Origin of the sequence: Novosphingobium mathurense (genome assembly GCF_900168325.1) — a bacterium.
Lineage (GTDB): Bacteria > Pseudomonadota > Alphaproteobacteria > Sphingomonadales > Sphingomonadaceae > Novosphingobium > Novosphingobium mathurense.
In genome coordinates this window covers 354590-368626 of record NZ_FVZE01000001.1, presented here as the reverse complement: position 1 = coordinate 368626, position 14037 = coordinate 354590, and the positions used below count along the sequence as shown (strand labels likewise).

The 14037-nt window shown below is 64.7% G+C and carries 15 protein-coding genes; 5 read left to right on the top strand and 10 right to left on the bottom strand.

All coding sequences use genetic code 11. The annotated features are described in order from the left end of the window. Positions 1-3: 3 nt before the first annotated feature. From B5483_RS01830 to ykgO, 4 genes are all read right to left on the bottom strand, one after another. Positions 4-951: an alpha-E domain-containing protein gene (locus B5483_RS01830; RefSeq protein WP_054947266.1), complete on the bottom strand. Its 948-nt coding sequence runs from the start codon at positions 949-951 to the stop codon at positions 4-6. Continuing rightward, a complete protein-coding gene (locus tag B5483_RS01825) occupies positions 951-2387 on the bottom strand; it encodes a circularly permuted type 2 ATP-grasp protein (protein WP_054947265.1) in 1437 nt (478 codons plus the stop codon). The genes B5483_RS01830 and B5483_RS01825 overlap by 1 nt, the downstream gene beginning before the upstream one ends. A gap of 145 nt (positions 2388-2532) precedes the next feature. Continuing rightward, complete coding sequence (locus B5483_RS01820; RefSeq protein ID WP_054947264.1) at positions 2533-3144, bottom strand: HAD family hydrolase; 612 nt, start codon at positions 3142-3144, stop codon at positions 2533-2535. 101 nt (positions 3145-3245) lie between these two features. Continuing rightward, a complete protein-coding gene (gene ykgO / locus B5483_RS01815; protein ID WP_004210176.1) occupies positions 3246-3371 on the bottom strand; it encodes a type B 50S ribosomal protein L36 in 126 nt (41 codons plus the stop codon). A 214-nt stretch (positions 3372-3585) separates the two neighbouring features. Here ykgO and B5483_RS01810 point away from each other — a divergent pair, with 214 nt between their 5' ends. The 3 genes from B5483_RS01810 to B5483_RS01800 all read left to right on the top strand — a co-directional run bounded on the left by B5483_RS01810 (position 3586) and on the right by B5483_RS01800 (position 6126). Beyond that, positions 3586-4317, top strand: a complete 732-nt coding sequence (locus B5483_RS01810) for a DUF4136 domain-containing protein (protein ID WP_245828789.1) — start codon at positions 3586-3588, stop codon at positions 4315-4317. Between the two features lie 64 nt (positions 4318-4381). Then, on the top strand, positions 4382-4990 hold the full coding sequence (locus B5483_RS01805; protein WP_079729295.1) for a DUF4136 domain-containing protein: 609 nt from the start codon (positions 4382-4384) through the stop codon (positions 4988-4990). Next, entirely contained in the window at positions 4987-6126 is a 1140-nt protein-coding gene (locus B5483_RS01800; protein WP_079729294.1) for a M14 family metallopeptidase, read from the top strand. Before B5483_RS01805 ends, B5483_RS01800 begins: the two co-directional genes overlap by 4 nt. Before the next feature lie 35 nt (positions 6127-6161). Here B5483_RS01800 and B5483_RS01795 read toward each other — a convergent pair whose 3' ends face one another. Genes B5483_RS01795 through B5483_RS01785 form a run of 3 tightly spaced genes read right to left on the bottom strand, consistent with a single transcriptional unit; the run spans position 6162 to position 7809 of the window. Then, positions 6162-6596, bottom strand: a complete 435-nt coding sequence (locus B5483_RS01795; protein WP_079729293.1) for a cytidine deaminase — start codon at positions 6594-6596, stop codon at positions 6162-6164. After that, positions 6593-7315 carry a glycoside hydrolase family 25 protein gene (locus tag B5483_RS01790; RefSeq protein ID WP_079729292.1) on the bottom strand — a complete coding sequence of 241 codons (723 nt, stop codon included), beginning with the start codon at positions 7313-7315 and terminating at the stop codon, positions 6593-6595. The genes B5483_RS01795 and B5483_RS01790 overlap by 4 nt, the downstream gene beginning before the upstream one ends. Before the next feature lie 11 nt (positions 7316-7326). After that, positions 7327-7809: a UPF0262 family protein gene (locus B5483_RS01785; RefSeq protein ID WP_054947321.1), complete on the bottom strand. Its 483-nt coding sequence runs from the start codon at positions 7807-7809 to the stop codon at positions 7327-7329. A gap of 132 nt (positions 7810-7941) precedes the next feature. Here B5483_RS01785 and B5483_RS01780 point away from each other — a divergent pair, with 132 nt between their 5' ends. Then, a complete protein-coding gene (locus tag B5483_RS01780; protein ID WP_079729291.1) occupies positions 7942-9468 on the top strand; it encodes a replicative DNA helicase in 1527 nt (508 codons plus the stop codon). Continuing rightward, positions 9461-10201, top strand: a complete 741-nt coding sequence (locus B5483_RS01775) for an SDR family NAD(P)-dependent oxidoreductase (RefSeq protein WP_054947258.1) — start codon at positions 9461-9463, stop codon at positions 10199-10201. Before B5483_RS01780 ends, B5483_RS01775 begins: the two co-directional genes overlap by 8 nt. Positions 10202-10227: 26 nt before the next feature. On the opposite strand, the gene egtD is transcribed toward B5483_RS01775, so the two are convergent. From egtD to B5483_RS01760, 3 genes are read right to left on the bottom strand one after another with little or no spacing between them, the layout of a single operon-like run. After that, positions 10228-11223, bottom strand: a complete 996-nt coding sequence (gene egtD / locus B5483_RS01770) for an L-histidine N(alpha)-methyltransferase (RefSeq protein WP_079729290.1) — start codon at positions 11221-11223, stop codon at positions 10228-10230. A gap of 3 nt (positions 11224-11226) precedes the next feature. Next, entirely contained in the window at positions 11227-12462 is a 1236-nt protein-coding gene (gene egtB, locus B5483_RS01765; protein WP_079729289.1) for an ergothioneine biosynthesis protein EgtB, read from the bottom strand. Between the two features lie 51 nt (positions 12463-12513). Further along, entirely contained in the window at positions 12514-13887 is a 1374-nt protein-coding gene (locus tag B5483_RS01760) for a class II 3-deoxy-7-phosphoheptulonate synthase (RefSeq protein ID WP_054947255.1), read from the bottom strand. Between the last annotated feature and the right edge of the window lie 150 nt (positions 13888-14037).

Sequence of the window (14037 nt, the reverse complement as noted above, 5' to 3'; positions counted from 1 at the left end):
GCCTCATTCAATAAAGCGGTAGTCGGCGGCAATGGCGTCGCCGATCAGGTTGGTCTTGCCGATGAAGTCCTGAAGGAATTCATGCAGTCCCACTTCGAAGATCTCCTCGATCGTCGTCTGGTGCAGTCGCGCGCCCACGTTGCGCAGCAGTTCGTGGGCGCCGGTCTCATGCCCGTACTGCTTGGCGAGACCGGCCATGTTGCTGCGGATCTTCTCGAAGCAGAACACCAGGCTGCGCGGAAACTGCCCGTCGAGGATCATGAAACGGGCGATGTCGCGCGGATCCATCGAACCGGCATTGAGCCAGGAATAGGCCCGGCTGCCCGCGACCGAGCGCAGCAGCGTGTCCCACTGCGCATTGTCGAGGCTGGAGCCGACCCAGGCGACCGACGGCAGCAGGACGTAGTACTTCACGTCGAGGATGCGGGCAGTGTTGTCCGCGCGCTCGATGAAAGTGCCGATGCGCGCGAAGTTGAACACGTCGTTGCGCAGCATCGAGCCACCCATGGCGCCGCGCACCAGGGTCGCCTGCCCGCGAATGGCCGTGAGCACTTCGCCCAGGTTGCTCTCGCGCACCGGGCGCGAGAGGATCTCGCTCAAGGTCATCCAGCCGTCATTGGTGGCTTCCCAGACCTCGTTGGTGATGCTTGTGCGCACGACCCGCGCATTGGTCCGCGCCGCCTCGACCATCCTGAGAACGCTGGCGGGGTTTTCCTTGTCGCGAAGCAGGAAATTGAAGACCTGCGGCCCGGTCATTTCCTTGTGCGCGGCCTCATAGGCTCCCAATTGGCCGGTCGTGGTCAGGACCGACTTCCACTCCTCGTCCTGAGAAGCCTTGTCCCCGCGGGTCAGCGCAAGGTGAAAGCCGACGTCGATCAGGCGCGCGGTGTTCTCCGCCCGCTCGAGGTAGCGGGCCATCCAGTAGACGCCATAGGCAGCACGACCGAGCATTATTCGTCCAGAACCCAGCTGTCCTTGGTGCCCCCGCCCTGCGACGAGTTGACCACCAGGGAACCTTTCTTGAGCGCCACGCGGGTCAGTCCGCCCGGCGTGATGTCGATGCCGTCGGGCGACACCAGCACGAAGGGTCGCAAGTCGACGTGGCGGGGCGCGAGCCCTTCCTTCGTGAAGATCGGGACCGTCGACAGCGAGAGAGTCGGCTGCGCGATGTAGTTTTCCGGCCGGGCGCGCAGCTTCTCTTCGAAGGCCGCCAGTTCCTTCTTCGAGGAAGTCGGCCCGATCAACATGCCGTAGCCGCCCGAGCCATGGACTTCCTTGACGACGAGGTCCTTCAGGTTGTCGAGCACGTAGGCGAGCGAGTCCGGCTCGCTGCAGCGCCAGGTCGGCACGTTGTTCAGGATCGGCTTCTCGCCGGTGTAGAACTCGACGATCTCGGGCATGTAGCTGTAGATCGCCTTGTCGTCGGCAATGCCCGTGCCCGGCGCATTGGCAATCGTGATGCCGCCAGCGCGATACACGTCCATGATACCGGCAACGCCGAGAACCGAGTTCTTGTTGAAGCTGAGCGGATCGAGGAAATCGTCGTCGACGCGGCGGTAGATCACGTCGACCGCCTGATAGCCGCAGGTCGTCCGCATCGCGACGCGGCCGTCGACGACGCGAAGGTCGCTGCCCTCCACGAGTTCTGCGCCCATCTGGTCGGCAAGGAATGCGTGCTCGAAATAGGCCGAATTGTAGATGCCCGGCGTCAGCACCGCGACCACCGGCCGCTTGCTGCCCTTGAAGGCCGGCGGGGCGCAGGCACGCAGCGAGCGCGCGAGGCGCCGCGGATAGTCCGAGACCGGACGCACCGGGATCTTGGTGAACAGCTCGGGGAACATCGCCATCATCGTCTCGCGGTTCTCGAGCATGTACGAGACGCCGGACGGGGTGCGGGCGTTGTCCTCCAGCACCATGAAGTCATCGGGGCCGGTGCGCACGAGGTCGATGCCGACGATGTGGGTATAGACCGCGCCCGGCGGCGTGAACCCGATCATCTGGGTCAGGAACGCCTCGTTGTTGCGCAGGGCCTGGATCGGCAGTCGCCCGGAGCGGATGATTTCCTGCCGGTGGTAGAGGTCCTGGAGGAAGGCATTGAGCGCCCTCACCCGCTGTTCGATCCCGCGCGTCAGCTTGCGCCATTCACGCGCAGTGATGATCCGCGGGATCATGTCGAAGGGGATCAGCCGCTCTTCCGCGGCATCGTCACCATAGACGTTGAAAGTAATTCCGATGCGCCGAAAAAATCTTTCGGCCTCGGCGTCCTGACGTTTTAGCCAGGCCTTGTCCTGAGAGTCATACCAGTTTCTGAAATCGGCGTAGGCAGGACGGACCGAGCCATCCTCGTCGAGCATCTCGTCATACTTGATACTTTTAGCAGCCGACATTGTGACTCCCGTTTGTCCATGTGATGCAACATGGACGGGGAGTTGCCAAGGGTTTACGCTGCAGTTGCGAAATAAATTTTCTGCAGATGAAACCAGCGTGAAGCGGACCGATCCGCCTGCCGTTAACTGACGGTAGCCGAGGTCCTCAGAGCAGACCCCGACGCGTCAGGTCCTCGCGCAGCCGGGGCGCATCCGTGAAGTGATGGACGTTCCAGCCGAGCCGGTCCGCAGCCTCGACGTTTGCAGCATTGTCGTCGATGAAGATCATCGCGCCGGGCTCATGCCCGAAACGGCGGGACGCGATCTCGAAGATGCGCGCATCGGGCTTGGCGATCTTCTCGTCGCCCGAAACGACGATGTCGCCGAACAGGTCGAACAGCGGCTCGCCAGCGCGATACTCGCGCCAGAACGGGCTTGCGAAGTTGGTGATGGCGAAAAGCGGCACATCGCGGCCGGCCAGTTCGCGCACGATTTCATGGCTGCCCGGAACGTTGCCGGGAATCGTTTCGATGAAGCGGGTGGCATAGGCGTCGATCAGGTGATCGTTGCCGGGAAACTGCGCCTTGCGCTCTGCGACCAACTCATGAAGGTCGCGCCCGGCGTCGTGCTGGAAATGCCATTCCTCGGTCATGACGTGGGTCATGAACCAGTCGAGCCGATCGGCGTCGTCGATCAGCCTCGCAAAGAGCCGGCGCATGTCCCACTGGACGAGCACGCGGCCCACGTCGAAAACGACGGCTTCGATTGTTCCGGACAAGACAAGACCCCCGCGAATGGCGGGGGCCTCATGTCTTTCAGAACCAATGGGCCGGTCCGCCGGTTATCCCTGCCGGGTTCGACAGGGATGGGCGAAACGAATCAGCCCTGACGCGCCTTGAAGCGGCGGTTGGTCTTGTTGATGACATAGGTACGGCCGCGACGGCGGATCACGCGGTTGTCACGGTGACGGCCCTTGAGCGACTTGAGGCTATTGCGAATCTTCATCGTTTGTCTCGTCTGCGTGTGTCGGGCGGTTACCGACCGCCGGAAAATTGAAGCCGGGCCGTTACTGGTCGCTGCCTGCAAAGTCAAGCGCCGGAGGGCAATTTGGACGGTATCCACCTGACTTTTCGGCACCGTTCATCGCCCGGCAATGGCTGGCCTTCATATACCATCTGCGGGCGCGACGACACTGAACTCGAAAAAAGAGAAGACGGTAATGCACAATCACGGACGCGCGCTTCTCGCCTCAGCCATGGCCGCCATGCTGCTATCCCCCGCTTTCGCATCGCTTCCGGCCTTCGCCCAGCCGATGGGCTGGGGCCGGTCCGCCTGGGACGATCCTCTCGACCGTTATCCCGAACGCATTCCGTCGCGCGCCGCGTCGCACTCGCGCGATTCGCGTGAAGGCGAGGTCGAGGTCAGCCGCTTCGTGGCCGAAGGCGATGCCGCAGCCGCCCTGGGCCATGGCCCGGTCACGGTCGAATCGGAATCGGGCGACGGCCCCCGGTTCGATTCCGGCAAGCGGGCCACTTACGAAGCAGCAATCGAGAACGCGCTGGTCGGTGCAGGCTACGACACGCTCCATTCCGGCGCGACGCCGGGGCAGGTCGCCAAACTGCGCATCACCCGGCAGGTACTCGTCCCCGCCGAGGAAAAGCGCAGTCCGGTCAGCGGCACCGCCGCCATGGGCGTCAGCAATCGCGGTTCGGCCTATGGCCTTGGCATCAACATCGACCTTACCAAGCCGCGCGCCGCGCTCATGTCCACCCGGCTCGACACCCGCATCCTCGACGGCGCCAGCGGCAAGGTCCTGTGGGAAGGCTACGCCACCATCGCCACGCGCGAAGGCGACGGAGACTGGAGCGACGACCGCATCGCCAGCAAGCTGGCCACCGCTCTCTTCGACAATTTTCCAAAGGCGGACCCGGTTGCCGTCCCTGCAACCTGAGTGACTTGCATCCTTCCGGTGCAAGCGGCACACCGGCAAATGCCTGAGCACCGGAGAGGTTGATATGCGCCGTACCCTGCAAGCCCTTGGCGGCGCTGCCGTCCTGGCGACAAGCCTGTTCCTGACCGGCTGCGTCGCGCCGGTCGGGCCGGTCGAAGTAACCCGGTTCCATGCTACCGGCGCCATTCCGCTCGGCCGGGGCACGATTGCCGTCGAACCGGCCGAAGGCCAGGAGAACGGGATGGAGTTCGGAACCTTCTCCGGCGCCGTCCTGCGCGAACTGACCCGCGCCGGCTACAGCGCCACCCTGCCCGGCGCAGGCCCGAGCCAGCAGGTCGCACTGCTATCGGTAGAGCGCCACACCCTGGCCCCTGTCCGCAACGGCAGTCCGGTTTCGGTGGGCGTGGGCGGCAGCACCGGAAGCTACGGCTCAGGGGTCGGCGTAGGCCTTGGCATCGACCTGTCCGGGCCACCGCCTGCCCAGGTGGAAACGCAAATGCGCGTGATGATCCGCGAGCGCGACAGCGGCCGCACGATCTGGGAAGGCCGTGCGCAGTTCACCGTCAGCAGCAAGTCCCCCCTCGCCCAGACCTCTCTGGGTGCGGCGAAAATGGCCGAAGCGCTGTTCAAGGACTTTCCGGGCCAGTCCGGGGAAACTATCCTCGTGAAATGACAGATATCCAGATCACTTCCGCATTCGATTCCGGCAACATCGAAGTCCTTTCCATCGACGGCACCGAGGCGCGCCTCGCCATCCGGCGCGACCACGAATCCGAATTCTACCAGTGGTTCCACTTCCGCGTCAGCGGCGCGCAGGGGCGCGAACTGACGCTGCGGATCACCGGCCTTAACGGCTCGGCCTATCCGATGGGCTGGCCCAACTACAACGCGGCTGTCAGCGAAGATCGCCGGTGCTGGGGTCGCGCTGCCGGACAATGGGACGAGAGCCGCGACGGCGGCACGCTCACCATCACCTACCGCCCCTCCGGCGACCTTGCCTGGTTCGCCTATTTCGCGCCCTATTCGATGGAACGGCACCAGGACCTCGTGGCGCGCACGGCGGCATCGCACGGCATCGCCTACAAGTGCCTGGGCACTACGCTGGACGGCCAGCCTCTCGATTGCCTCGAGATGGGCGAAGGCCCGCTAAAGGTCTGGCTCTATGCGCGCCAGCACCCGGGCGAATCGATGGCCGAATGGTGGATGGAAGGCGCGCTGGACCTGCTCGCCGATCCGTCGAGCTCGGTGGGCCGCGAACTGCGCAAGCGCTGCCGCCTGCATGTCGTGCCCAATGCGAACCCCGACGGTTCGCGCCGCGGGCACCTGCGCACCAATGCCGCGGGCGTGAATCTCAATCGCGAATGGAACGAGCCGAGTGCCCAGCGTTCGCCCGAAGTGCTGGCGATCCGCAATGCCATGGACGCCAGCGGGGTCGACTTCGCGATGGACGTGCACGGCGACGAAGCGATTCCCGCCGTATTCCTCGCAGGCTTCGAAGGCATCCCCTCGCTCAAGCCGGAGCAGAAGGAAGGGTATGACCGCTACGCCGCCCTGCTGGAGCAGCGCACGCCCGATTTCCAGACCAAGCTCGGCTACCCGGTTGCACGGCCCGGCAAGGGCAATCTGGCGATGTCGACCAACCAGCTTGCCGAACGCTTCGGCTGCGTTGCGATGACGCTGGAAATGCCGTTCAAGGACCACAATCCGGCTGCGGACCCGAAACAGGAATGGAGCCCGGAACGCTCCATGCAACTGGGTCGCGATTGCCTTGGAGCACTGCTGGAATGGCTGGTCGAACGCGAAGGCTGAGCGTCAGCCGATTTCGCCGCGCCTGTCGCCTTCGGTTAGCCCAGATTGGCGGGACCGAAGGCGTGGGGCAGCAATTCGGACAGACGCAGTTCGAGCCCGCCGTCCTTGCCATCGCACCAGATGAGCGGGTCGGTGCCGCCTAGCTGCGCCAGTTCAATGAGGACCTGCCGGCAACGTCCGCATGGCGTGACCGTGGCACCGGCGCCCGGCTTGCCGGGGGCGCCGCCGGTGACTGCCACGGCAAGCAGCCCGCCTTGCCCGCCGCTCGACAGGACTTTCGCCGAAGCGACCGTCTCGGCACACAACGACAGGCCATAGCTTGCGTTTTCGACGTTCGCGCCGGTCACCACCGCCCCGTCCGCGAAGAACAGCGCCGCGCCGACCTGGAACTTCGAATAGGGCGCATAAGCCAGCGCGGCCGCCTCGCGGGCGGCAGCGATCAGGGATTCGCGGTCCGGCGTCGCGCTCATGGCTGCACCACCACCCAGCGCAGGCCAGCAGCCGCCACTTCGTTCGCCAGCGCGCCATTGGCCGTCCAGAGCGTCCAGGGCCGCCCGCCATAGTCCGGCAGCAAGCGGTCGCGCACCAGCCAGAGATTGCGGTCGAGCTTGTTCGCCACCTGATAGCGCGATTCGAACCCGGGCGAGACTTTCAGGATCACCGCCTTGCCGGCATGGGTCTCGACCTGGTTGAGGAAAGTCATCAGTTCGCTTTCGACTTTCGCATCGGAGACTTTCACCGGGCAATTGTCGGCCAGCATCTCGAGATCCACGACCGGCGGCAACAGGTCGGCATCGCGCGGCACCGTGGTAACGAAGTTTGCAGCCTGCTTTTCCGCGGGCTGGCAGGGGTCATAGCGATGGACCGCGCCCACCTGCATGCCGATCGCCCGGGCAGCCTCGAAATTGGCGACGAAACGCGGATCGCGGGCAAAGGCGCTGGCGCTTGCGTCGATGTAGGCGAAGTCCGCGCCGATGGCCTTGATCGACTTCCAGCTTACCGGGCCGTCGTCGACGCCGATCTCGACGCCCTGCACGGGGTAGATCGCGCGCTCCGGCGTCCAGTGGCGCAAGTGCCACCAGCCCCACGCCCCGGCCACCATCGCCCCCAGCAGGACTACGCCCATCAGTCGCAGTTTCCAGCCGGCGCCGCCTGCGCGCGTCCTGCCGGCGCTTTTCCTTCGTGCCATGTCCTGCCCCCTCACCCGCGGATATGCAGGACGCAGATCAGGGTGAAAAGCCGCCTTGCCGTGGGAAAGTCGGTTTCGACCTTGCCCTCCAGCCTTTCGACCAGCAGTTCGGCCGCCTCGTTGTGGACGCCACGCCGGGCCATGTCGATCGTCTCGATTTCCTGCGGCGTCGCCTTGCGAATCGCCTGGTAATAGCTTTCGCAGATCGCGAAATATTCGCGGATAGGGCGCCGGAATCGGGCGAGTCCCAGCACCATCGTCTCCAGCGGCGCGCCCTTCTCGTCCGAAATTTCCAGCGAAAGACGCCCGTCGCGCACCGAAAGCCGCAAGTGGTAAGGGCCTTCGTGGCCGGCTTCGAAAGCCCGTATCGGTTTGAAAATATTGTCTTCGATAAGATCGAAGATGGCTATGCGCCGTTCCTGCTCGATATCGGCGTTGCGCCACAGAATGGTCGCGTCGTCGAGTTCGATATGCGTGATGCGCGGGTCCGCCATGATGCGAACGCCCTTTACGCGCTTGCAGCATGGGCGGGCAAGCCGTTCCGTATCCTTCCACAAGCTGTGGATGAAAATGGCAACACTCGTGGCTTGCTGGCAGCACTCGAGAAGAGCATTGTCGCCCCCCTCATGTCGCAAGAACAGCTTCTGCTTCGGGTCTCCGATTCCAACGATTCCGCCGAAGGGCGGGCCCTGCCCTCCAACGTCGAGGCGGAGGCCGCGTTTCTGGGCGCGGTCCTGATCGACAACCGCGTGATCGAAGAGCTGCAGACGCAGCTTGGTCCGCAGCACTTCTTCGAACCCGTCCACGCCCGCATCTACGAGCGGATCCTTGGCCTGCTGGACCGCAAGGCCGTGGTCACCCCGGTCACCCTGCGTCCCTATTTCGAAGCGGACGAACAGCTCAAGGCGCTGGGCGGTGTGTCCTACCTCGCCCGGCTCACCGCCGACGGTCAGGGCCTGCTGGCCCCGCGTGAACTGGCGGAACAGATCTACGACCTTGCCCTCCTGCGCGAACTGATCTCGGTCGGCCGCGGCCTCGTCGAAGGGGCCATGGACACCTCCGAATCGGTCGAGCCGATGGAGCAGATCGAACAGGCCGAAGCCGCGCTCTACAAGGTGGCCGAAGGCGCTGCGACCGCGAACGAGGCGCAGAGCTTCGGCGTCGCCACCCGCACCGCCATTTCCGCCATCGAGAAAGCGTTCAACTCGGGCGGCCATATCTCGGGCAAGACCACCGGCCTCACCTCGGTCAACCAGAAGATCGGCGGCCTGCACGATTCCGACCTTATCATCCTTGCCGGACGTCCCGGCATGGGCAAGACCTCGCTCGTCACCAACATCGCCTTCAACGCCGCCGACCGGCTGCAGCGCGACCATGCCGACGGCATCAACACCGAAAAGTCTGTGGGCGCGGCCGTTGCCTTCTTCAGCCTGGAAATGAGTGCCGACCAACTCGCCACGCGTATCCTCGCCGAACAGTCGGGCATCAGCTCCGAAGCGCTGCGCATGGGCAAGATCAGCCGCGAGGACTTCCAGCAACTGTCCTTCGCCAGCCAGCGTCTGGCAGAACTGCCGCTGTTCATCGACGATACGCCCGGCCTTTCCATCGCCGCGCTGCGCACCCGTGCGCGCCGCCTGAAGCGCCGCCATGACATCGGCCTCGTCATCATCGACTACCTGCAGCTTCTTTCGGGCTCCGGCCGCGCGACCGACAACCGCGTCAACGAGATTTCGGAAATTTCGCGTGGTCTCAAGACCCTGGCGAAGGAACTTCATGTTCCGGTTATCGCCCTTTCGCAGCTTTCGCGCGCGGTCGAACAGCGCGACGACAAGCGCCCGATGCTCTCGGACCTTCGTGAATCGGGCTCGATCGAGCAGGACGCCGACATGGTGTGGTTCGTATATCGCGAAGACTACTACGTGAAGGCGACCGAGCCGAAGTTCCCCAGCGATACCGACTCTCCCGACGTCAAGGACAAGTGGGAAGCGTGGCGCCAGAAGATGGAAGAAGTCACCGGCCTGTCCGAGCTGATCATCGCCAAGCAGCGCCACGGTGCCACCGGCAAGGTGCGCCTGCGCTTCGAGGCGCGCATCACCAAGTTCTCCGACCTTGCGCCGGACGATCTCAGGGCCAACCAGTACGACAGTGACTGACGGCAGGGTCCTGCTGATTGCCGGGGGCAGCGGCTCGATCGGCAGCGCCATCGCGCGGGAGGCACTGGCCCAGGGCTGGAAAGTCGCAGTCCACGGGCGCAGCGAGGACAAGGTTCACGCCGTCGTTGCCGGCCTGTCCGAACAGGGCACGATCGACGGGTTCATTGCCGATATCTGGGAGGACGAGGCCGCCGAAACGCTGGTCGCGGAAGTAGCCGAACACTTCGGCCGGATCGATGCGGTGATCGACTGCACGGCCACCGGCCCCTTGGGCATAACCGGCCTGTTTCCAGACACTTCGCCTGAGACCTTCACGGACTTTCTCGACGTGTCGGTGGGCTGGTTCGAGCGGCTGACCCATGCCTCCTACGGTTTTCTGGCGCAGGAAGGCGGGACGATCATCGCATTCGTCTCCGATGCGGGGATTCACGCCGCCCGCCGCCAGTCCCTTGTCGGCGCCGCACGGGCCGCAACCATCGGCTTCATCCGCAATTTCGCCGTCGAAGCCGCGCATGACGGGATCCGAGCCCACGCGATCTCGCCCAGCTATGTCGCTGGAACCGACACCTCGCGGCGCAGGGGCACGGAATTCATGTCACGCATCGCCCGCCGTGCCGGACTTGGCCTGCCCGAGCCGGAGGACATCGCACCGATCGCCTTGTTCCTGTGCAGCGACGGGGCACGGAAGATCACCGGGCAGGTAATCAGCATCAACGGCGGCATGAACGCCTGAGGCCAGTCGCCCGGCTGCGATTGCTGTCAGGCAGAAAGCTCGTCGCTCATCGCGCGGGCAAGGACGACCATGAAGCGGTCATCGGCGTCGCACCAGGTCGACAACGGCTCCCACCCCCCGCCGAGCAGCAGTGTCGAGGCGCTGCGCATGTCGTACTTGTGACTGTTCTCGGTATGGATCGTTTCGCCCTCATCCATGTCGAAACGTCGCCCGCAGACTTCGAAACCCATGTCCCGCTGCGCCACCAGATGCATCTCGATACGCGCATGCCGGTCGTTCCAGACGGCGCGATGACGCAGGGCATCGAGGGGGAGCGATCCGTCGAGTTCGCGATTGATCCGCGCGGCCAGGTTGAGGTTGAAGGCGGCGGTCACCCCGCGCGCGTCGTCATAGGCAGCTTCGAGAACCGGACGCGGCTTGACCCGGTCCATGCCTATCAGCAGCAGGCTTCCCGGCCCCAGCGTCTCGCGCATCGAGCGCAACAGGTCGATCGCCGCGCGCGGTTCCATGTTGCCGATGGTCGAGCCCGGAAAGAAGCCCAGCCGCCGTTCGCACTCCATGCCCTCGGGCAGCAGCGCGTCTATGGCAATGGGCTGCATGAAATCGGCCTCGGCCGGCACGATCGGCAGCTCGGGATAGCAATCCTCCAGCGGGGCGCAGGCATCGCGCAGGAAGTCGCCCGAGATGTCGATGGGCACATAGGCGCTGGGCGCCGCGGCATCGAGCAACAGCGGCGTCTTGGTCGCGCTGCCTGCACCGAATTCCACGATGACCCGGCCCGAGCCGACTGCGCGGGCGATCTCGTCCTGCCGGTCGGTGAGAATGCCGATCTCCGTGCGCGTGGGATAATATTCGTCGAGCCGGGTGATTTCCTCGAACAGTTCGCTGCCGCGCCGGTCGTAAAACCAGCGGGCGGGGATCGCCTTGCGCGTTTGGGATAGCCCTTGCAGCACCTCTGCCCGGAATTGCGCCTGGAGTGCATCGCGCGGTACTTCGGATAGGCAGGATGCGGCAGTGGCCATGACTTACAGATCCCTTGCTAGACGCAGGCCGGTGAACTGCCAGCGTTGATACGGTTGAAAGAAATTGCGGTAAGTGGCGCGCGAATGCCCGCGCGGCGTGGCACAGCTGGCACCCTTGAGGACACACTGACCGCTCATGAACTTGCCGTTGTACTCTCCCACCGCACCCTCTGCCGGGCGGAAGCGGGGATAGGGAAGATAGGCCGAGCGGGTCCATTGCCAGCAGTCGCCGAAGAGCTGGCCCGAACCCACCGGATGAACAGCAAGGCCATCGCATTGCACGCCCGCGGCGGGATCGCTGTTTCGCGCGGCGACTTCCCATTCGAACTCGGTAGGCAGCCGCATGCCCGCCCAGGTCGCGTAAGCGTCGGCTTCGTAATGGCTGATATGGGTGACCGGGGCTTCCGGATCGCGCACCCGCCAGCCTCCCAGCGTAAAGGCTTCGCCTTCGCGCCAGTAGAGGGGCGCGGCGATGGCGTTCTCCTGCACCCAGGCCCAACCATCCGACAGCCACAGACCCGCCGTGCGATAGCCCCCGTCCGCGATGAACGCGTCCCATTCCCGGTTGGTCACGAGGCGCGGGGACAGAGCGAAGGGTTCAAGCAGGACACGGTGGGCCGGGACCTCGTTGTCGAATGCGAAGCCTGCGCCCTTGTGCCCGATCATCGCGATCCCGCCGGGATGCTCGATCCAGCCCAAGGCGCCCTCGCCGCGATCCATCACGCCGCTCGGCAGGTCGCCATAGGCCGGGCCCAGCGGATTGCGCCAGAGTGCATGTTTGATGTCGGTGAGCAGCAATTCCTGGTGCTGCTCCTCATGGGCGATCCCCAGCGCGATCAGGTCGGCCAGTTCCTCGCGCCCGAGCAGGCCTTCCATCGCTCCGTCGACGTGGGCGCGATAGGCCAGCACCTCGTCGAGCGAGGGACGCGAAAGCATGCCCCGTGCGGCCCTGGCGTGGCGCTCGCCCTCAGCCTCGTAATAGGAATTGAACAGGTAGGGCCAGCGCTCGTCGAACAGGCGATAGCCGCCCAGATGGTCGCGCAGCAGGAAGGTTTCGAAGAACCAGGTGGTATGCGCCAGGTGCCACTTGGCAGGCGATGCATCGGGCATCGACTGGATCGTCGCATCGGCATCCGAAAGCGGGGAGACCAGTGAAACACTGGCACTGCGCAAGGCCCGAAAGCGTTCGGACAGGCTGCGGGAGCGGCCCGCAGCGGACGAACTGTGCGCAAGGTCCATGGGAAGCCTAACGCCCTTGCGGCGCATTGGCTCCCCATTGGACCGATTTATTTATGCGGCCTGCTTGTGGTGCGCGGTCGCTTCGAGGTTGAGCAGGTCAGCCATTTCGAACGCGAGTTCGATCGACTGCGCGCCGTTGAGGCGCGGGTCGCAATGGGTGTGGTAGCGATCGGCCAGCGCCTCGTCGGTGATGGCGATGGCGCCGCCGGTGCACTCGGTCACGTCCTGACCGGTCATCTCGATGTGGATGCCGCCCGCATGGGTGCCCTCGGCGCGGTGAACGGCGAAGAAGCCGCGCACTTCGTTGAGGATGCGTTCGAACGGACGGGTCTTGAAACCCGACTCCGCCTTGATGACGTTGCCGTGCATCGGGTCGCAAGACCAGACGACCGGATGGCCTTCCGCCTTCACCGCGCGCACCAGCTTGGGCAGGCCGGCTTCGACCTTGTCATGGCCGAAGCGGCTGATGAGGGTCATACGGCCAGGCTCGCGCGAGGGGTTGAGCGTGTCGAGCATGCGCAGCAGCGCGTCCGGCTCAAGCGAGGGGCCGCACTTCATGCCGATGGGGTTGCCGACGCCGCGCAGGAATTCGACATGGGCCGATCCCTCGAAACGGGTGCGGTCGCCGATCCACAGCATGTGAGCCGAACAGTCGTACCAGTCGCCGGTAAGCGAATCGCGGCGGGTCAGTGCCTGCTCGTAAGGCAGCAGCAGCGCTTCGTGGCTGGTGTAGAAGCTGGTACCCTGCAGTTGCGGCACGGTCGTCGGATCGACGCCGCAGGCCGCCATGAAGTCCAGCGCCTCGCCGATGCGGTCCGCCATCTGCGAGAACTTCTCACCCCAGGGGCTGCGATCGATGTGATCGAGCGTCCACTGGTGAACCTGGCGCAGGTTCGCATAGCCGCCGCCCGCGAAAGCGCGCAGCAGATTGAGCGTCGCGGCCGACTGCGAGAAGGCGCGCAGCATGCGTTCCGGATCGTTGCGACGGGTTTCCGGGTCGAACTCGATGCCGTTGATGATATCGCCGAAGTAGCTGGGCAGTTCCAGGTCACCCGACTTTTCGGTCGGCGCGGAGCGCGGCTTGGCGAACTGGCCGGCCATGCGGCCGACCTTCACGACCGGCTGCTTGCTGGCGAAAGTCAGGACAACCGCCATCTGCAACAGCACGCGGAAGGTGTCGCGGATATTGTCCGGATGGAACTCGGCGAAGCTCTCGGCGCAGTCTCCGCCCTGGAGCAGGAAACCGCGGCCTTCGGCCACTTCGGCAAGGTCCTTCTTGAGCTCGCGCGCCTCGCCGGCAAAGACCAGCGGCGGGAACTTTGCGAGCGTGGCCTCGACCTCACTCAACTTCTCCGCATCGCCATAAACCGGAAGGTGGCGCGCTTCCTGCGCCTTCCAGCCATCCGGGGTCCAATTGCTAGCCACTTCGGTTACTCCTCAAGTCGCGCCTCTCTCCCGGGCGCGCGCAAGCTAATGTAAGGCGGGGCCCATACCCTCCCGAAGCAATTTTTGCAAAGCCGCTTTGCCCGATCAGTGTGATCGATTGCGCCCATATCTTGCGGAGCACGGCCCAAG